Origin of the sequence: Streptomyces sp. NPDC059454, from assembly GCF_042749965.1 — a bacterium.
Classification (GTDB): domain Bacteria; phylum Actinomycetota; class Actinomycetes; order Streptomycetales; family Streptomycetaceae; genus Streptomyces.
Genome location: NZ_JBHYVC010000038.1, coordinates 49776 through 68647, shown reverse-complemented (window position 1 = coordinate 68647; position 18872 = coordinate 49776). Strand labels below are relative to the sequence as shown.

General features: G+C 69.8%; 11 protein-coding genes and 1 tRNA gene. 11 read left to right on the top strand and 1 reads right to left on the bottom strand.

What is annotated here, in order from left to right:
* Positions 1-161 precede the first annotated feature (161 nt).
* Together ACFXAE_RS24025 and ACFXAE_RS24020 are read left to right on the top strand one after the other, a co-directional pair.
* Positions 162-839: a DegT/DnrJ/EryC1/StrS family aminotransferase gene (locus ACFXAE_RS24025; RefSeq protein WP_384718278.1), complete on the top strand. Its 678-nt coding sequence runs from the start codon at positions 162-164 to the stop codon at positions 837-839.
* A gap of 78 nt (positions 840-917) precedes the next feature.
* Positions 918-990, top strand: a tRNA-Thr gene (locus tag ACFXAE_RS24020).
* Positions 991-1052: 62 nt separating this feature from the next.
* Here the strand turns inward: ACFXAE_RS24020 and ACFXAE_RS24015 are convergent.
* Entirely contained in the window at positions 1053-3692 is a 2640-nt protein-coding gene (locus tag ACFXAE_RS24015; protein ID WP_384718276.1) for a SpoIIE family protein phosphatase, read from the bottom strand.
* A gap of 498 nt (positions 3693-4190) precedes the next feature.
* Between ACFXAE_RS24015 and ACFXAE_RS24010 the strand changes: the two genes are divergently transcribed.
* The 9 genes from ACFXAE_RS24010 (at position 4191) to ACFXAE_RS23970 (ending at position 18761) form a co-directional block, all read left to right on the top strand.
* Entirely contained in the window at positions 4191-9662 is a 5472-nt protein-coding gene (locus ACFXAE_RS24010) for a HAMP domain-containing protein (RefSeq protein ID WP_384718274.1), read from the top strand.
* 307 nt (positions 9663-9969) lie between these two features.
* Positions 9970-10647, top strand: a complete 678-nt coding sequence (locus ACFXAE_RS24005; protein WP_384718272.1) for a two-component system response regulator — start codon at positions 9970-9972, stop codon at positions 10645-10647.
* A 156-nt stretch (positions 10648-10803) separates the two neighbouring features.
* Positions 10804-13539 carry a DNA translocase FtsK gene (locus ACFXAE_RS24000; protein ID WP_384718270.1) on the top strand — a complete coding sequence of 912 codons (2736 nt, stop codon included), beginning with the start codon at positions 10804-10806 and terminating at the stop codon, positions 13537-13539.
* A 252-nt stretch (positions 13540-13791) separates the two neighbouring features.
* On the top strand, positions 13792-14628 hold the full coding sequence (locus tag ACFXAE_RS23995; RefSeq protein ID WP_384718268.1) for a helix-turn-helix domain-containing protein: 837 nt from the start codon (positions 13792-13794) through the stop codon (positions 14626-14628).
* A 93-nt stretch (positions 14629-14721) separates the two neighbouring features.
* On the top strand, positions 14722-16197 hold the full coding sequence (gene rimO, locus ACFXAE_RS23990; RefSeq protein ID WP_384718266.1) for a 30S ribosomal protein S12 methylthiotransferase RimO: 1476 nt from the start codon (positions 14722-14724) through the stop codon (positions 16195-16197).
* A complete protein-coding gene (gene pgsA / locus ACFXAE_RS23985) occupies positions 16194-17072 on the top strand; it encodes a CDP-diacylglycerol--glycerol-3-phosphate 3-phosphatidyltransferase (RefSeq protein ID WP_384718264.1) in 879 nt (292 codons plus the stop codon). The genes rimO and pgsA overlap by 4 nt, the downstream gene beginning before the upstream one ends.
* The gene (locus ACFXAE_RS23980; RefSeq protein WP_384718262.1) at positions 17069-17614 is read left to right on the top strand and encodes a CinA family protein; all 546 of its coding nucleotides are present in this window, start codon (positions 17069-17071) and stop codon (positions 17612-17614) included. The genes pgsA and ACFXAE_RS23980 overlap by 4 nt, the downstream gene beginning before the upstream one ends.
* Before the next feature lie 109 nt (positions 17615-17723).
* The gene (locus tag ACFXAE_RS23975) at positions 17724-18104 is read left to right on the top strand and encodes a helix-turn-helix domain-containing protein (RefSeq protein WP_384718260.1); all 381 of its coding nucleotides are present in this window, start codon (positions 17724-17726) and stop codon (positions 18102-18104) included.
* Between the two features lie 186 nt (positions 18105-18290).
* Entirely contained in the window at positions 18291-18761 is a 471-nt protein-coding gene (locus ACFXAE_RS23970; RefSeq protein WP_384718258.1) for a Dps family protein, read from the top strand.
* The last annotated feature ends 111 nt before the right edge of the window (positions 18762-18872 follow it).

The window sequence follows — 18872 nt, the reverse complement described above, 5'->3', positions numbered from 1 at the left end:
TTGTTTATCATTTCCTGGTTGTGCTGGGGGGACCTTGGGGTTTTGTAGCTCGCCCCCGAACAATTCTTAAAAAGGGTTGGACCCTGAACTTCGGTTCAGGGTCCAACCCTTTTTTGTTCTGCGTCACTTGACGTTCACGTTGCGCAACGAGCATCCACTTCATGAGTACTGTTGCACTGCTCAGGGCCGCTGGTGTCGGAGTGGGTGACGAGGTCGTCGTACCGGCCTTCGGGAACGTGGAAGTAGCCGAAGCCGTGACGATGGCCGGGGCGTTGCCGGTGTTCGCCGACATAGATCCGGCGACGTACTGCCTGGAGCCGGCTGCGGTGGAGGCGGTCGTAACTCCCCGGACGGCAGCCGTCGTTGTCGTGCATCGCTTCGGGAGGCCCGCCGACGTGGGGCGGTTCCACACGCTCGGCCGTCGGCACGGGCTGCTGGTGCTGGAGCACGGTGAATCCGAGGCGTCGTACGACGAGATGGCTCAGCGGCGGGAGCGGGCGGCGTTCCTCGACGCCAAGCTGAGGGGTGTGCGGACGCCCGAGAGCGGAGTCGGGCACACCTATCAGCAGTACGTCGTGCGGGTGCCGGGGAACGGCCGGCCCGACCGGGACGCCTTCGCGCGCGCCATACGGGGCAAGGGTGTTGAGTGCCGTGTGCCGGTGAAGACTCCCGTGCACCGGATGCCCGAGTTCCGGCGGTGTGTGTCCCTGCCCGAGACCGAGCGGGCCGCCGACGAGACGCTCGCGCTTCCCGTGGACGCGTCGCTGACCAAGCGGGACATGCAGCGGATCGCGGCGGCGTGCAACGTGCTGGGCGGGTTGCTCCAGCCGACCGGTTGAGCGGTGGTTGGGAGCACGGGTCCGTTCGGGGTATGATCTATTCCGTTGCCGAGCGGGAAACCCCGCACACGGCAACAGGCCCCTATAGCTCAGTCGGTAGAGCGTCTCCATGGTAAGGAGAAGGTCAACGGTTCGATTCCGTTTGGGGGCTCGGACAGAAAGGCCCCGCCCATTCGGGCGGGGCCTTTCTCATGCCCTGCGGGAGGGCCTCCGCTAATCCGTGTGCAGGCCCGGTACGCGCATGGCGAGAATCGCCATGTCGTCGGACGGGGGTTCGGAGGCGAAGCGTTCCACGGCGCGCATGATGCGGGCCGCGACCGCGCCGGCCGTCAGACCGGTGCAGGTGGTCAGGACGTCGGCGAGGCCGTCGTCGCCCAGCATCCGAGGGCCCTCGCGGCGTTCGGTGACACCGTCGGTGACGCAGAGGAGGACGTCGCCGGGATCGAGGGTGACCGTCTGCTCGTACAACTCCAGGTCCTCGATGACGCCGAGGAGGGGCTGCGGCTCCGCCGCCGGTTCGACCGTGCCGTCCTGGCGCAGGCGGAGCGGGAGGGGGTGGCCGGCGCAGACCACCTTCAGTTCCGCGCTGCCGTCGTCCTGCGGGCGCATCTCGCCGTAGAGGAGGGTGAGGAAGCGGCTGCGGGCGCCCTCGTCGAGGATCGCGGAGTTGAGGCGCTCCAGGACGGCAGGGCCGCTGAGGCCCTCGCGGGCCAGCAGTCGGAGTGCGTGCCGGGCGAGGCCGGTCACGGCCGCCGCGTTGGGGCCGGTGCCGCAGACGTCGCCGATGGCGAAACCGTACGCGCCGTCACTGATCGGGAAGAGGTCGTAGAAGTCGCCGCCGACCTCGTTGCCCTCGCCGGCCGCGCGGTAGATGACCTCGACCTCGACGCCGTCGATCGTCGGCAGTTCCGGGGGCAGGAGGCTGCGCTGGAGGGACTGGCTGATGGCCGTGCGCTCCGAGTAGAGGCGGGCGTTGTCCAGGGCCAGGGCGGCCCGTCGGGAGAGGTCCTCGGCGAGCTCCAGGATCTCCTGGCGGAAGTGCTCGTCGGTCGGCTTGCCGAGCGTCAGCATGCCGATGACCCGGTTGCGGGCGACCAGGGGGAGGACCACCGTCTCGCCGCCGACCGCGGAGGCCGTCGCGAGGGTCGGACCGATGCCCGTGGTGACCTGGCGGGTCGGGCCGCCGCTGAGGCCGAGGCTGCGCATGGAGGTGCGCAGGGCCGCCTGGTGGGCGACCTCCGCGGGCGCCGACCAGACGCGGGCGCCGGGGGTGGGGACCGGGTCGGGCGGGGCGATCTTCGACAGCAGGGACTTGATGCCGTCGATCAGTTCCTCGTCCTCGTGCAGGACGTAGGAGAGGTACGGCTCGGAGGCCTGGTCGGCGATCGTGTAGACGGCGCACCAGGTGGCGAGGGTCGGCACGGTCATCTGGGCCATCAGGGCCAGGGTCTGGTCCCGGTCCAGGGTGCCGGCCAGCAGGTCGGAGGCCTCGACGAGGAAGCTGAGCGAGCCGCGGCGCAGGCGCTCCAGCTCGCCCAGGCGGGCCGACTCGACGGCGAGCGCGATGCGGTCCGCCGCGAACTGCAGGCGCAGGGCCTCCTCGTTGGAGTACCTGCCGGGTGCCTCGGCGGCGACGCCGAGGGAGCCGGTGAGGCGGCCCTCGACCTTCAGCGGGACGGTGACGACCGAGCGCATGCCGGTGCTGTTGAGGAGGGGTACCGCGCCGGGGACGGCGGTGAGGTCCTCGTGGACGGCCGGCATCCGGGCGGAGCCGTAGCGGCCGGGGCCGGCCTCGACGGGGACGCGGGCGAAGCGCTGGCGGGCCGAGGGGAGGCCGGTGGAGGCGCGGACCTCCAGTTCCGTCTCGTCGTCGGTCGCGAGGAGCAGGAAGGCGGAGTCGCCGTCGAGCATGTCGCGGGCGCGTTCCACCGTGCGCTGGAGCAGGCCGTCGAGGTCGTCCGGGGCCGGGGAGCCGATGAACACCTCGAAGGGGTCGGTGCTCTGGCCCTCGGAGGTGCCGGACTTGTCGGACGCGGGGCCGCGCAGCGGGGTCTGCAGAACCGCCCGTTCGTGGTTCCGCACCAGGAGGCAGACCGTTGACGGCTCGCCGTCGGTGTCCCGGACCCGCAGGTGGGAGGCGTACACGGGGATCACTCGGCCGTGGGCGCCCCTGATGCCGTAGCTGCCCTCCCAGCGGGAGAGCTGGAGCGCGTCGGCGATGCCGGTGCCGGTGCCCGGGGTGTGCGGCCAGGCTGCGAAGTCGGTCAGAGGCTTGCCGGTGACCTGCTCGGCGGAGTAGCCGAAGAGTTCCTCCGCGTCCTCGTTCCAGGCGGTGACGGAGCCGGCCCGGTCGATCTGGACCACGGCGACGCGGACCCGGGTGTCGGCGAGCGGGAGGAGGTGGGCCGGCAGGGCGGGGCCGGCGGTGCGGGTGCCGACCGGGCGCTCGGGAAGGTCGAGCTGGAACCAGACGGTCTTGTGGGTGGGGGTGTAGTCCACGCCCCAGTGGCCGGCCAGGGCCGCGCACAGCTGGAGTCCCCGGCCGCCCTCGCGATCGGCGCTGCCCATGGTGACGGCGGAGCCCTGGAGCGGGATCTCCCGCTCCGGATACCGGTCGGCCACCTCGATCCGTACGCCTTCGTCGCTGCGCAGACAGAGGAGGTCGGCGGAGGTGCCGGCGTGGACCACGGCGTTGGTCACCAGTTCGCTGGTGAGGACCACGGCGTCGTCGGCGATGTCACCGAAGCCCCAGCCCTGCAGGGTGTCGCGGACGAAGGAGCGGGCGCTCGCGACCGATCGCCCCACGGGCTCGAAGCTGGCGGCCGCGCGCGCGGTGATCACAGAACTCCCCATATGTCGGCGGCCCCTGCCCCTCCATGCCCGATTCCCCGGCTCGCTCGGTACAGGGTAGTCGGCCAGTGGATCGGTGTTCAGGGGTATCCCCTCGCATCCTCCGGAGGGATACCCCTGAACACCGACGCGACGCGTCTCGCGGCACAGGTCGGCTGACGAGCTTCGAGAAGCTGCCGCACTGTTGTGACTCCGCCTGGCCCGAAGGCCCGCTTCTCGCTGGATCCGAATCCGGCGAAGGACAAGCCCTGCCCCGCTGCTCAACGAGGAGCGACGTTGTGAGTTACGGTCCTGGGTCGGCATGGTGGAACACTGGGCGGGCTTCTTGCAAACGTCCGGACGGGGCGAGTGCCCGCCGCTCACAGTGGGCAGCAGCCCGGGAAGCGGTCCAGCACGCGGATCGCGCCGGGCGGCAGTACGGAGAAGCGGCATCAGCGGGGCCGCCGAGTGTGGTGGCACCCAGGAACAGCGGTAACGGTCGACCCCTGCGGGAGGGACACAGTGGAGTCTGGCGCAGCGACGCGGGGCACGAAGACGACGCGCGCGAAAGGCGGACAGTCCCTGAGCAAGCCGGGAAGGGCGCGGGGCGGGACCACGACGGTGGACACGGCGGCCCTGAACCGGTTGATGACGGCGCTGGTGGCGATGCGGGACGGGAACTTCCGCAAGCGGCTCACGGTGTCCGGCGACGGCGTGATGGCGGAGATCGCGGCGGTCTTCAACGAGGTGGCCGACCGCAATCTGCATCTGACGGGTGAGCTGGCGCGGGTGCGCCGCATGGTCGGGCGTGAGGGAAAACTCACGGAGCGGCTGGAGACGGGGGCCTCCGAGGGGTCCTGGGCGACCGCGATCGACAACTCGAACGCGCTGGTCGACGACCTGGTGCGGCCCGTCTCCGAGGTCAACAGGGTGCTGTCGGCGGTGGCCGAGGGCGATCTGTCGCCGCGTATGGAGCTGCGTACGCAGGCGGCGCCCGAAGGGGCCGGGCATCCGCTGCGGGGCGAGTTCCTGAAGGTCGCGCGGACGGTGAACAACCTGGTCGACCAGTTGTCGACGTTCACCGACGAGGTCACGCGTGTGGCCAGTGAGGTGGGGACCGAGGGCAAGCTCGGCGGGCAGGCCCAGGTACGCGGTATGTCCGGCTCGTGGAAGGATCTGACGGATTCCGTCAACACGATGGCGGAGCGGCTGACGGCGCAGGTGCGCGACATCGCGCTGGTGACGACGGCCGTCGCGCGCGGTGATCTGTCGCGCAAGGTCACCGTGCATGTCGAGGGCGAGATGCTCGAGCTGAAGAACACCGTCAACACGATGGTGGACCAGCTCTCCGCGTTCTCCTCGGAGGTGACCCGGGTCGCGCGCGAGGTGGGCACCGAGGGCGCCCTGGGCGGCCAGGCGCAGGTGCCCGGGGTGGACGGCGTGTGGAAGGAGCTCACCGACTCCGTCAACACCATGGCCGGGAACCTCACCGCGCAGGTGCGCGGGATCGCCGAGGTGACGACCGCGGTCGCCAACGGTGACCTGTCGCGGAAGGTGACGGTGCCGGCGCGCGGCGAGGTCGCGCAGCTCGCCGAGACGATCAACCAGATGACCGAGACGCTGCGGATCTTCGCGGACGAGGTCACGCGGGTCGCCAACGAGGTCGGGGCCGAGGGACGGCTGGGCGGTCAGGCGAACGTGCCGGGGGCGGCGGGGACGTGGAAGGACCTGACGGACTCCGTCAACACGGTGTTCCGGAACCTGACCACTCAGGTGCGGGACATCGCGGCGGTGACGACGGCGGTCGCCAACGGTGACCTGTCGCAGAAGGTCACCGTGGACGTGGCCGGTGAGATGCTGGAGCTGAAGAACACCGTCAACACGATGGTGGACCAGCTGTCCTCCTTCGGCGCCGAGGTCACGCGCGTGGCGCGCGAGATCGGCGTCGAGGGTGAGCTGGGCGGCCAGGCACAGGTGCCGGGGGCGGCGGGGACGTGGAAGGACCTGACGGACTCCGTCAACACGGCGTTCCGGAACCTCACCGGACAGGTGAGGAACATCGCCCAGGTGACGACGGCGGTCGCCAACGGTGACCTGTCGCAGAAGGTCACCGTGGACGTCTCCGGCGAGATGCTCCAGCTGAAGAACACCGTCAACACGATGGTGGACCAGCTGTCGAGCTTCGCCGACCAGGTCACCCGGATGGCCCGGGACGTGGGTACGGAGGGTCGGCTGGGCGGTCAGGCACGCGTGGACGGCGTGTCGGGCACCTGGAAGGAGCTCACCGACTCCGTCAACTCGATGGCGTCCAATCTGACGGGTCAGGTGCGCAACATCGCGCAGGTGACGACGGCCGTCGCGCGCGGTGACCTGTCGCAGAAGATCGACGTCGACGCGCGCGGTGAGATCCTGGAGCTGAAGAACACCATCAACACGATGGTGGACCAACTGTCGAGCTTCGCCGACCAGGTGACGCGGGTGGCCCGTGAGGTGGGTACGGAGGGCCGGCTGGGCGGTCAGGCGCAGGTGCCCGGGGTCGCCGGTGTGTGGCGGGACCTGACGGACTCCGTGAACGGCATGGCCGGCAACCTCACCGCGCAGGTCCGCAACATCGCCCAGGTGGCGACCGCGGTGGCGCGCGGTGACCTGTCGCAGAAGATCACCGTGGACGCGCGCGGGGAGATCCTGGAGCTCAAGAACACGCTGAACACGATGGTGGACCAGCTGTCGTCGTTCGCCCAGGAGGTCACGCGGGTGGCCCGGGAGGTGGGTACGGAGGGCATCCTCGGCGGTCAGGCCGAGGTGCAGGGTGTCTCCGGCACCTGGAAGGACCTCACGCAGTCGGTGAACGGCATGGCGAACAACCTGACCCTCCAGGTGCGCAACATCGCCGAGGTCACCACGGCGGTCGCCAAGGGCGACCTGTCGAAGAAGATCACCGTGGACGCGAAGGGCGAGATCCTCGAGCTGGTGACCACCGTCAACACGATGGTGGACCAGCTGTCGTCGTTCGCCGAGCAGGTCACGCGGGTGGCCCGGGAGGTGGGCACCGAGGGCATCCTGGGCGGCCAGGCGCACGTGCCCGGTGTCACGGGCATCTGGAAGGACCTGAGCGACAACGTCAACCTGATGGCGAAGAACCTGACCACTCAGGTGCGGAACATCTCCCAGGTGTCCGCCGCCGTCGCCAACGGCGACCTGTCGCGGCAGGTCAGCATCGAGGCGCGCGGTGAGGTGGCGCAGCTCGCCGACACCATCAACATCATGGTGAAGACGCTGAGCGCGTTCGCCGAGCAGGTCACGAAGGTGGCCCGCGAGGTGGGCACGGACGGCATCCTCGGCGGCCAGGCGCACGTGCCGGGTGTGGCCGGTACGTGGAAGGACCTCACCGAGTCGGTGAACCAGATGGCGTCCAACCTGACGGGTCAGGTGCGCAACATCGCCATGGTGACGACGGCCATCGCCAAGGGCGACCTGACGAAGAAGATCGACATCGACGCGCGCGGGGAGATCCTCGAGCTGAAGACCACCATCAACACGATGGTCGACCAGCTGTCCTCCTTCGCCGAGGAGGTCACCCGGGTGGCCCGCGAGGTGGGCACCGAGGGGCAGCTGGGCGGTCAGGCGCGCGTGCGTGACGTCGACGGCACCTGGCGGGACCTGACCGAGTCCGTGAACGAGATGGCAGGGAACCTGACCCGGCAGGTGCGTGCCATCGCGCGCGTGGCGACCGCGGTGACCCGCGGCGACCTGAACCTGAAGATCGATGTGGACGCGTCCGGGGAGATCCAGGAACTCCAGGACTACATCAACAAGATGATCGCCAACCTGCGCGACACCACGATCGCCAACAAGGAGCAGGACTGGCTCAAGGGCAATCTCGCCCGCATCTCGGCGTTGATGCAGGGACGCCGTGACCTGGAGGACGTGGCCTCGCTGATCATGAGCGAGCTGACGCCTGTGGTGTCCGCGCAGCACGGCGCGTTCTTCCTCGCGATGCCGCTGGTCGACGGAGAGGACCTGAACGCCGCGGACGACGACCAGTTCGAGCTGCGCATGCTCGGCTCGTACGGCTACTCCATGGGGTCCATGCCGACGTCGTTCCGGCCCGGTGAGGGGCTCATCGGGACGGCCGCCATGGAGAAGCGCACGATCCTGGTGGAGAACGCGCCCAGCGGCTACCTGAAGATCTCCTCGGGGCTCGGGGAGGCGCCGCCGGCGCAGGTGATCGTGCTGCCGGTGCTGTTCGAGGGGAAGGTGCTCGGCGTCATCGAGCTGGCCTCGTTCACGCCGTTCACGCACATCCAGAAGGACTTCCTCAACCAGATCGCCGAGATGATCGCGACGAGCGTCAACACCATCTCGGTCAACACCAGGACCGAGCGGCTGCTCTCGCAGTCCCAGGAGCTGACCGAGCAACTGCGCGAACGGTCGGCGGAGTTGGAGCAGCGGCAGAAGGCGCTCCAGGCGTCCAACGCCGAACTGGAGGAGAAGGCCGAGCTGCTGGCCCGGCAGAACCGCGACATCGAGGTGAAGAACACCGAGATCGAGGAGGCGCGGCAGGTCCTGGAGGAGCGCGCCGAGCAGCTCGCGGTCTCCATGCGCTACAAGAGCGAGTTCCTCGCCAACATGTCGCACGAGCTGCGTACGCCGCTCAACTCGCTGCTGATCCTGGCGAAGTTGCTCGCCGACAACGCGGAGGGGAACCTCTCCCCGAAGCAGGTCGAGTTCGCCGAGACCATCCACGGCGCCGGGTCCGACCTGCTGCAGCTCATCAACGACATCCTGGACCTGTCGAAGGTCGAGGCGGGCAAGATGGACGTCTCCCCGACGCGCATCGCGCTGGTCCAGCTCGTGGACTACGTGGAGGCCACCTTCCGGCCGCTGACCGCGGAGAAGGGCCTGGACCTGTCGGTGCGGGTGTCGCCGGAGCTGCCGACCACGCTGCACACCGACGAGCAGCGGCTGCTCCAGGTGCTGCGCAACCTGCTGTCCAACGCGGTGAAGTTCACCGACTCCGGGTCGGTCGAGCTGGTCATCCGGCCCGCCCGGGACGATGTCCCGCAGGCCATCCGGGAGCAGTTGCTGGAGGCCGGTTCGCTGACCGACCCGGACGCGGACCTGATCGCGTTCTCGGTGAGCGACACGGGCATCGGCATCGCGGCCGGCAAGATGCGGGTGATCTTCGAGGCGTTCAAGCAGGCCGACGGCACCACCAGCCGCAAGTACGGCGGTACGGGGCTGGGGCTGTCCATCTCGCGGGAGATCGCGCAGCTGCTCGGCGGCGAGATCCACGCGCAGAGCGAGCCGGGCCGCGGCTCGACGTTCACGCTGTACCTGCCGCTGCACCCGAGCGAGCTGCCCCCGAACGGCTACCAGCAGCCCATGCCCGCGCTGGAGGCCGGTGACCCGGTGGCCTCGGCCGAGCTGACCGGACCGCAGGTCGAGACGCCGGCCGAGGTGAGGTCGTACCGGGACACCCAGAGCGGTCCGGCCGCGCTGTTCCGGCGCCGCCGCAGGATCACGCTGGAGCAGCGGCCCGCTCCGGAGCCCGAGCAGTGGTCGGGCGTGGAGCAGCAGGAGCCGGCTCCCCGGCCGTCGAGCCGCGGCATCCGTTTCGGCGGGCAGAAGGTGCTGATCGTCGACGACGACATCCGCAACGTCTTCGCGCTCACCAGCGTCCTGGAGCAGCACGGCCTGTCCGTGCTGTACGCGGAGAACGGCCGCGAGGGCATCGAGGTGCTGGAGCAGCACGACGACGTGGCGGTCGTCCTGATGGACATCATGATGCCCGAGATGGACGGCTACGCCACGACCACGGCGATCCGCCGGATGCCGCAGTTCGCCGGGCTCCCGATCATCGCGCTCACCGCGAAGGCGATGAAGGGCGACCGCGAGAAGGCGATCGAGTCGGGCGCCTCCGACTACGTGACCAAGCCGGTCGACCCCGATCACCTGCTGTCGGTGATGGAGCAGTGGATGCGGGGGGAGTGAGACCGGCGTCCGGAGGGGGCGTGAACGTGGCGGGAAGCTTCGGCGTTCACGTGCTGTTGCTGACGCGGCGTGCGCGAAGTCGTGTAGAAGTACGGGAATCGGGGAACCTTCTGGTCTCCCGCCGCGTTTCTGCTAAGTGCACAGTGACATCACGGTGACAGGGTGTGGTGACGGGCGGGGTGCGGCTACGATGACCGGCACAAGGACGGGCGGCGCAAGGGAGTCGTCCCCTGGGGCGGTACCCACAGGTGCCTCCCCAGGTCCTGAGGACAGGGGAGGCCCCAAGCCGGGGCGAGGAGGGCGGGCCATGGTGCAGAAGGCCAAGATCCTCCTGGTCGATGACCGGCCGGAGAATCTGCTCGCGCTGGAGGCGATCCTCTCGGCGCTCGATCAGACGCTGGTGCGGGCATCGTCCGGGGAAGAAGCGCTCAAAGCACTGCTCACGGACGATTTCGCGGTCATTCTGCTGGACGTCCAGATGCCGGGCATGGACGGGTTCGAGACCGCCGCGCACATCAAGCGGCGGGAGCGGACCCGGGACATCCCGATCATCTTCCTCACCGCGATCAACCACGGCCCGCACCACACCTTCCGCGGGTACGCGGCGGGTGCGGTCGACTACATCTCCAAGCCGTTCGACCCGTGGGTGCTGCGCGCGAAGGTCTCGGTCTTCGTCGAGCTGTACATGAAGAACTGCCAGCTGCGGGAGCAGGCGGCGCTGCTGCGGCTCCAGTTGGAGGGCGGCGAGAAGGACACGGCCGAGTCCAGGGAGTCGGCGGGGCTGCTCGCCGAACTCTCGGCGCGGCTCGCGGCCGTCGAGGAGCAGGCCGAGGCCCTCACCAAGCAGCTCAACGACGAGTCGACCGACGCGGCCGCGGTGGCCACGGCCGCCCATCTGGAGCGCAAGCTCACGGGACTGCGGCGGGCGTTGGACGCCCTGGAGCCCGGAACCGGCAGCGCGTCGTCGGTGCCGTCGCAGAACTGACGCCGGGAGCAGGGGTGTTGACCGTGCACCCGATGAGTCGCGGGTGTGAGACCGCGTCAACCGCATGTCAATGTCACGCCTCGACAAGAGCGACACGAACGGGTGAAACGTTCGCCACGCGTGTCCCCACCCGTCTCCACCGGTAACCTCACACCCATGGCCTCACGTCCCTCCGCAGCCAAGAAGCCGCCCGCGAAGAAGGCGCCCGCTTCCGCGAAGGCTCCGGCGAGGAAGGCCGCTGCCAAGAAGGTCCCGGCGAAGAAGGCTCCCGTCAGGAAGGCCGCGGCGAAGAAGCCCGCGCCCGCACCGTCCGCCCCGAATCCGACCAGTGGTGTCTACCGGCTGGTACGCGCCCTGTGGCTGGGCCTCGCGCATGCCGTCGGCGCCGTCTTCCGCGGCATAGGGCAGGGAGCCAAGAACCTCGACCCCGCGCACCGCAAGGACGGCCTGGCGCTGCTGCTGCTCGCCGTCGCCCTGATCGTCGCCGCCGGCACCTGGGCCGACCTGAAGGGTCCCGTCGGCGACCTCGTGGAGATCCTGGTCACCGGAGCCTTCGGCCGGCTCGACCTGCTGGTGCCGATCCTGGTCGCGGTCATCGCCGTACGGTTCATCCGGCACCCGGAGAAGCCGGAGGCCAACGGACGGATCGTGATCGGTCTGTCCGCGCTCGTCATCGGCGTGCTCGGGCAGATCCACATCGGCTGCGGCTCGCCCGCGCGCAGCGACGGCATGCAGGCCATAAGGGACGCCGGCGGTCTCATCGGCTGGGGCGCGGCCACACCGCTCTCGTCGACCATGACCGACGTCCTCGCCGTGCCGCTGCTGGTGCTGCTCACCGTCTTCGGTCTGCTGGTCGTCACCGCCACCCCGGTGAACGCCATTCCGCAGCGCCTGCGGCAGCTCGGTGTGCGGCTCGGACTCGTCCGCGAACCCGAGCCGGAGGAGTTCGGCGGGGACGACGAGCGCTACGAGCAGCAGTGGCGCGAGTCGCTGCCCGCGAGCCGCCGCAGACGGCGGCCGGCGCCCGAGGAGTACGACCCGGACAGCGCGGAGCAGGAGGCACTGTCCCGGCGCCGGGGCCGGCCCCGCAGGCCCGCGGTGTCGCAGTCCTCCGTGGACCGGCCCATGGACGCCGTGGACGTGGCCGCCGCCGCGGCCGCCGCGCTGGACGGCGCCGTGCTGCACGGGATGCCGCCTTCGCCGATCGTCGCCGACCTCACCCAGGGCGTGAGCACCGGCGACCGCGAGCCGACCACACCGACGCCGGTCCCGGCCGCCCGCGCGCGGCAGGAGAAGCCGAAGACGGACAGGCCGAAACAGGACAGGTCGCCGGCCGGCGTCCTGGACATGACCAAGGAGCCGCCCCGCGAGCCCCGTGATCTGCCCGCCCGCGCGGAGCAGCTCCAGCTCTCCGGCGACATCACCTACTCGCTGCCCGCCCTCGACCTGCTCGAGCGCGGCGGCCCCGGCAAGGCACGCAGCGCCGCCAACGACGCCATGGTCGACGCGCTGCGGAAGGTCTTCACGGAGTTCAAGGTGGACGCCGCCGTCACCGGCTTCACCCGCGGCCCGACGGTCACCCGATACGTGGTGGAACTCGGCCCGGCCGTGAAGGTCGAGCGGGTGACCGCCCTGACCAAGAACATCGCGTACGCCGTCGCCAGCCCGGACGTGCGGATCATCAGCCCGATCCCCGGCAAGTCCGCGGTGGGCATCGAGATCCCGAACACCGACCGGGAGATGGTCAACCTCGGCGACGTGCTGCGCCTCGCGGAGTCCGCCGGGGACGACGACCCGATGCTCGTCGCCTTCGGCAAGGACGTCGAGGGCGGCTACGTCATGCACTCCCTGGCGAAGATGCCGCACATGCTGGTCGCCGGCGCCACCGGCTCCGGAAAGTCGTCCTGCATCAACTGCCTGATCACGTCGATCATGATGCGGGCGACCCCGGAGGACGTCCGGATGATCCTGGTCGACCCCAAGCGCGTGGAGCTGACGGCGTACGAGGGCATCCCGCACCTGATCACGCCGATCATCACCAACCCCAAGCGGGCCGCCGAGGCGCTGCAGTGGGTCGTGCGCGAGATGGACCTGCGCTACGACGACCTGGCCGCCTACGGCTACCGGCACATCGACGACTTCAACCGCGCGGTGCGCGAGGGCAAGGTCACACCGCCCGAGGGCAGTGAGCGCGAGCTGCAGCCGTACCCGTACCTGCTGGTGATCGTCGACGAGCTGGCCGATCTGATGATGGTCGCCCCGCGCGACGTCGAGGACGCCATCGTGCGCATCACACAGCTCGCGCGGGCGGCCGGTATCCACCTGGTGCTCGCCACACAGCGGCCGTCCGTCGACGTGGTCACCGGTCTGATCAAGGCGAACGTGCCGTCCCGGCTGGCGTTCGCCACGTCCTCGCTCGCGGACTCGCGGGTCATCCTCGACCAGCCCGGCGCCGAGAAGCTGATCGGCAAGGGCGACGGGCTGTTCCTGCCGATGGGCGCGAACAAACCGACGCGTCTGCAGGGCGCGTTCGTGACCGAGGAGGAGATCGCGGCCGTCGTCCGGCACTGCAAGGACCAGATGGCGCCCGTCTTCCGGGACGACGTCACCGTCGGGACCAAGCAGAAGAAGGAGATCGACGAGGACATCGGCGACGACCTGGACCTGCTGTGCCAGGCGGCCGAGCTGGTCGTCTCCACCCAGTTCGGGTCGACGTCCATGCTCCAGCGCAAGCTGCGTGTCGGCTTCGCCAAGGCGGGTCGGCTGATGGACCTCATGGAGTCGAGGAACATCGTCGGACCGAGCGAGGGTTCGAAGGCTCGTGACGTTCTTGTGAAGCCTGATGAGCTGGATGGCGTGCTCGCGCTGATCCGGGGGGAGTCTGAAGGGTAGGCGAACGGGAGGCGGTCCTCGCCTCCGGGCACCCGGGTGGTCGATCGTGACCCATCCGTGAGCGATCATTGAGCAACCGTTTCCCGTCGGCGTACGTCAAGTTGAGGGAAACGGCAAACTGCAGTCCCACCATCGGGATGTCGGGCCATTCCGATGGCGTACAAAGTCCCACCGCCCGGTTGCCCCATCCTCTCGTACCCCTCCTAGACTGAACCTCCAGCACAGGCGGCTACACGCTCGAAAGGCGCCCCCGTGTCCATCGGCAACTCCCCTGAAGACGAGCGTCCGTTCGAAGACGTTTCCGAGGAAGACCGCCCTTCCGTCTCCGTCGGCCGAGCGCTGCAGCAGGCGCGCATCGCCGCCGGACTCACCGTCGACGACGTCAGTACCGCCACCCGCGTCCGTATCGCCATCGTGCACGCCATCGAGGCGGACGACTTCGCCCCCTGCGGCGGCGACGTCTACGCGCGCGGGCACATCCGGACCCTGGCCAAGGCCGTGGGCCTCGACCCGGCCCCGCTGATCGCGCAGTACGAGGCCGAACACGGCGGCGGCCGTCCGGCCCCTACCCCGGCCGCCCCGCTGTTCGAGGCGGAACGCATCCGTCCGGAGCGGCGCGGACCCAACTGGACCGCGGCCATGGTCGCCGCGATCGTCGTCGTGATCGGCTTCGTCGGGTTCACGATGGTCAAGGGCGACGACGGCGGCAAGGAGAACGTCGCCGAGGGCACCGAGCCCACCAAGTCGGCCTCGTCCACCCCCAAGTCCGAGAAGCCCGCCGAGCCCGAGCCGGAACCGTCGGACAGTGCCATCGCCGCCGCACCGCAGGACAAGGTGACGGTCCAGGTCACCGCCGCCGACGGGCGCAGCTGGATCTCCGCCAAGGACCACAACGGCCGGCTGCTGTTCGACGGGCTGCTCAAGCAGGGCGACTCCAAGACCTTCCAGGACAGCACCAAGGTCAACCTGGTCCTCGGTGACGCCGGCGCGATCGACCTGTTCGTGAACGGCAAGAAGATCGAGGACGACTGGCAGCCGGGCGCCGTCGAGCGCCTGACCTACACCAAGGGTGACCCGCAGGCCGGATGAGCCGGCGCAAAGGGTGCTTCGCCGACGGGGTCGGCCGTGATCGGCCAACCCCGTCGACGTAGGGCGTCAGCGGGACGAAGTAGTCTTGAGCCCATGCCTGAACGCCGTACCGTCGCACTCGTCACCCTTGGCTGCGCCCGTAACGAGGTGGACTCGGAGGAGCTCGCAGGCCGTTTGGAGGCGGACGGCTGGCAGCTCGTGGAGGACGCCGAGGAAGCGGACGTCGCCGTCGTCAACACCTGTGGCTTCGTCGAGGCCGCCAAGAAGGACTCCGTCGACGCCCTCCTGGAGGCCAACGACCTCAAGGGACACGGAAGAACCCAGGCCGTCGTGGCGGTGGGCTGCATGGCCGAGCGGTACGGCAAGGAACTCGCCGAGGCCCTTCCCGAGGCCGACGGCGTGCTCGGCTTCGACGACTACGCCGACATCTCCGACCGCCTCCAGACCATCCTGAACGGCGGCATCCACGCCTCCCACACCCCGCGCGACCGGCGCAAGCTGCTGCCGATCAGCCCGGCCGAGCGGCAGGACTCCGCCGCCGCCGTCGCCCTTCCGGGACACGGCCCGGTGGACCTGCCCGACGGCCTCGCCCCGGCGTCCGGCCCCCGCGCGCCGCTGCGCCGCCGGCTGGACGGCGCTCCGGTCGCTTCGGTGAAGCTCGCCTCCGGCTGCGACCGGCGCTGCACCTTCTGCGCCATCCCGTCCTTCCGCGGCTCCTTCATCTCGCGCCGCCCCAGCGACGTGCTGAACGAGACGCGCTGGCTGGCCGAACAGGGAGTGAAGGAGATCATGCTGGTCTCCGAGAACAACACCTCCTACGGCAAGGACCTCGGCGACATCCGCCTGCTGGAGTCCCTGCTGCCCGAGCTGGCCGAGGTCGACGGACTGGAGCGGGTGCGCGTCAGCTACCTCCAGCCTGCCGAGATGCGGCCCGGTCTGATCGACGTGCTGACCTCCACGCCGAAGGTCGCCCCGTACTTCGACCTGTCCTTCCAGCACTCCGCGCCCGACGTGCTGCGCGCGATGCGTCGCTTCGGCGACACCGACCGGTTCCTGGAACTGCTCGACACCATCCGGAGCAAGGCGCCCCAGGCCGGTGTGCGCTCCAACTTCATCGTCGGCTTCCCCGGCGAGTCCGCGGCCGACCTCGCCGAACTGGAGCGGTTCCTGAACCACGCGCGGCTGGACGCCATCGGCGTTTTCGGTTACTCCGACGAGGAGGGCACCGAGGCGGCGACGTACGACCGCAAGCTGGACGAGGAGGTCGTCGCCGAGAGGCTGGCCCGGGTCTCCCGGCTGGCCGAGGAACTGGTCTCGCAGCGCGCCGAGGAGCGGGTCGGTGAGACCGTGCACGTGCTGGTGGAGTCCGTCGACGAGACGGAGGGCGTGTACGGCCGAGCGGCGCACCAGGCCCCCGAGACGGACGGCCAGGTGCTGCTCACGAGCGGCGAGGGCCTGAGTGTCGGCCGTATGGTCGAGGCGAAGGTGGTCGGCACGGAAGGTGTCGACCTGGTGGCCGAGCCGCTGTTCCAGGGTTCGCTCGCGTGTAGTGAGGAGGCGGGCAGATGACGGGTGTCCCGGCATCGGCGGCGGGAGGCCCCTCCGGCGCGAGGAGGGCGGCGGGGGCCGCACCCGGAGGCATGCCGGCGTCCGGCCACGCGGTCGCGCGGGAGGCGCGGGACACGGCTCCGGGGTCGTCCGGCGGACCGCGGCGTGCTGCGTCCGGCCGTGGCCCGGGCGGCGCCCGGGCGCACGGTGACGAGGCGGCGTCGGCCACCGCATCGCGCGACGGCGGCGACACCGAGGACGGTGCGAAGCCCGCGCGCGGCGCGAAGATCGCGGCGGCGGCCGTCAACCAGGCCAGTGTCTGGAACATCGCCAACCTGCTGACCATGCTCCGGCTGCTCCTGGTGCCGGCGTTCGTCATGCTGATGCTCGCGGAAGGCGGTTACGACCCGGCGTGGCGGGCGTTCGCCTGGGCGGCCTTCGCCATCGCCATGATCACCGATTTGTTCGACGGTCATCTGGCGCGCACGTACAACCTCGTCACCGACTTCGGGAAGATCGCCGACCCCATCGCCGACAAGGCGATCATGGGAGCGGCGCTGATCTGTCTCTCCTCGCTGGGCGATCTCCCGTGGTGGGTCACCGGAGTCATCCTCGGCCGGGAACTCGGGATCACCCTGCTGCGTTTCCTGGTCATTCGCTACGGTGTGATCCCGGCCAGCCGAGGGGGCAAGCTCAAGACCCTCACCCAGGGCATCGCCGTCGGTATGTACGTACTGGCGCTGACGGGGTGGCTGGCCACACTGCGGTGGTGGGTGATGGCCGCGGCGGTCGTGCTGACCGTGGCGACCGGACTCGACTATGTGAAACAGGCCATTGTGCTGCGCAGGCAGGGAATCGCCGAGCGCGAGGCGGCGTTGGAGGAGACGGAAGCGTGAGTTCCGGGGCCACCGAGGTGGTGCGACTACTCACCGTGAACGGTGGAACGCTCGCCGTCGCCGAGTCGCTGACCGGTGGTCTGGTGGCGGCGGAGATCACATCGGTCCCCGGGGCGTCCAAGGTCTTCCGGGGCTCGGTGACGGCGTACGCCACCGAACTCAAGCAGCGAATGCTCGGTGTGGACGCCACCCTGCTGGCGCAGCGCGGAGCGGTGGATCCGCAGGTGGCGGCCCAGATGGCGACCGGCGTCCGCGAGGCGCTGGGCGCCGACTGGGGCATCGCCACCACTGGCGTCGCCGGTCCGGACCCCCAGGACGGCCAGGCCGTCGGCACGGTTTTCGTGGCCGTGGACGGCCCCTCGGGGACGGGAGCGGGTTCTGCCCGCGGCGGAAAAGTGGCGCATCTGCGGTTGAACGGCGACCGCGCGGAAATTCGTATGGAGAGTGTACGGAGCGTACTCGCACTGCTTCTGACGGAGCTTGCGGGCGAACAGACCGGGAATGAGCGGGCACAGGATACGGAACGGAACGGGGGGTTTTGATGTTTGCAGCCCTGAGTGAACACGACATCGCTCCCCGCACGGCCGCGGCGCAAGGCGGTACGGTGGGGCGAGAAGGATGCGGCTACGCGGTCCGAGGAGGGAGCCACCGATGATTCTGCTCCGTCGCCTGCTGGGTGACGTGCTGCGTCGGCAGCGCCAACGCCAGGGCCGTACTCTGCGCGAAGTCTCCTCGTCCGCCCGAGTCTCACTCGGCTATCTCTCCGAGGTGGAGCGGGGGCAGAAGGAGGCTTCCTCCGAACTGCTCTCCGCCATCTGCGACGCGCTGGACGTACGGATGTCCGAGCTCATGCGGGAAGTGAGCGACGAGCTCGCTCTCGCCGAACTGGCCCGGTCTGCTGCAGCGACCCCCAGCGAGCCCGTACCCACGCCGGTTCGTCCGATGCTGGGTTCTGTTTCGGTGACCGGTGTGCCACCGGAACGGGTGACCATCAAGGCGCCCGCCGAGGCGGTGGACGTCGTCGCCGCGTGAGCGTGGTGTTCCGCGCACGTGCGGTGTGAAGTGTGAGATGCCCCGGTAGGGGCCCTTCCGGGAGATCCGGAGGGGTGCTGCCGGGGTTTTCGCATGCGTGGGGGCCCATCTCCTGTGCGTTTGCCGGTGCGGCGCCTGGCGGTCATCGTGGAGGGACGAGGCGGGGGGCCAGCCACGGAGGTGCGGATGTACGTCGTGAAGAGCCCGTTGTCCGACGCGAACCTGAAGACCGTGTCCGAGGCACTGCAGGGCGCCCTGGTCGACCTGGTGGACCTCGCCCTGGTGGCCAAACAGATTCACTGGAACGTGGTCGGGCCACGCTTCCGCTCCGTGCATCTCCAGCTCGACGAGGTCGTGACCCTGGCGCGTGCGCACTCCGACACCGTGGCGGAGCGCGCCGCGGCACTGGGGGTCTCGCCCGACGGGCGTGCCGCGACGGTGGCCGTCGGCAGCGGCATCGGGGTGACGCCCGAGGGCTGGGTCGACGACACGGCCGCGGTGGGCGCGCTCGTGGAGGCACTGGGCGCGGTGATCGCCCGTATGCGGGAGCGGGTCACGGTGACCGACGAACCGGACCCGGTGAGCCAGGACATCCTGATCACGATCACCGCGGACCTGGAGAAGCAGCACTGGATGTTCCAGGCCGAGAACGGGTGACGTGGTCCCGGGGGGCCGTGGGGCCCTCAAGGAGAGACCCGGGGGCCGGGATGCGCCCGTGTGCCCTTGGTGCGCCCTGTGCGCGGGGGCGAGCGGTCTCATAGCGTCGGC

Excerpts from the sequence above, each read along its gene's own strand:
- ACFXAE_RS24025 (WP_384718278.1), top strand. The coding sequence starts at position 162 with ATGAGTACTGTTGCACTGCTCAGGGCCGCTGGTGTCGGAGTGGGTGAC.
- ACFXAE_RS24015 (WP_384718276.1), bottom strand. The coding sequence starts at position 3,692 with ATGGGGAGTTCTGTGATCACCGCGCGCGCGGCCGCCAGCTTCGAGCCC.
- ACFXAE_RS24005 (WP_384718272.1), top strand. The coding sequence starts at position 9,970 with ATGGTGCAGAAGGCCAAGATCCTCCTGGTCGATGACCGGCCGGAGAAT.
- ACFXAE_RS24000 (WP_384718270.1), top strand. The coding sequence starts at position 10,804 with ATGGCCTCACGTCCCTCCGCAGCCAAGAAGCCGCCCGCGAAGAAGGCG.
- rimO (WP_384718266.1), top strand. The coding sequence starts at position 14,722 with ATGCCTGAACGCCGTACCGTCGCACTCGTCACCCTTGGCTGCGCCCGT.
- pgsA (WP_384718264.1), top strand. The coding sequence starts at position 16,194 with ATGACGGGTGTCCCGGCATCGGCGGCGGGAGGCCCCTCCGGCGCGAGG.
- ACFXAE_RS23975 (WP_384718260.1), top strand. The coding sequence starts at position 17,724 with ATGATTCTGCTCCGTCGCCTGCTGGGTGACGTGCTGCGTCGGCAGCGC.
- ACFXAE_RS23970 (WP_384718258.1), top strand. The coding sequence starts at position 18,291 with ATGTACGTCGTGAAGAGCCCGTTGTCCGACGCGAACCTGAAGACCGTG.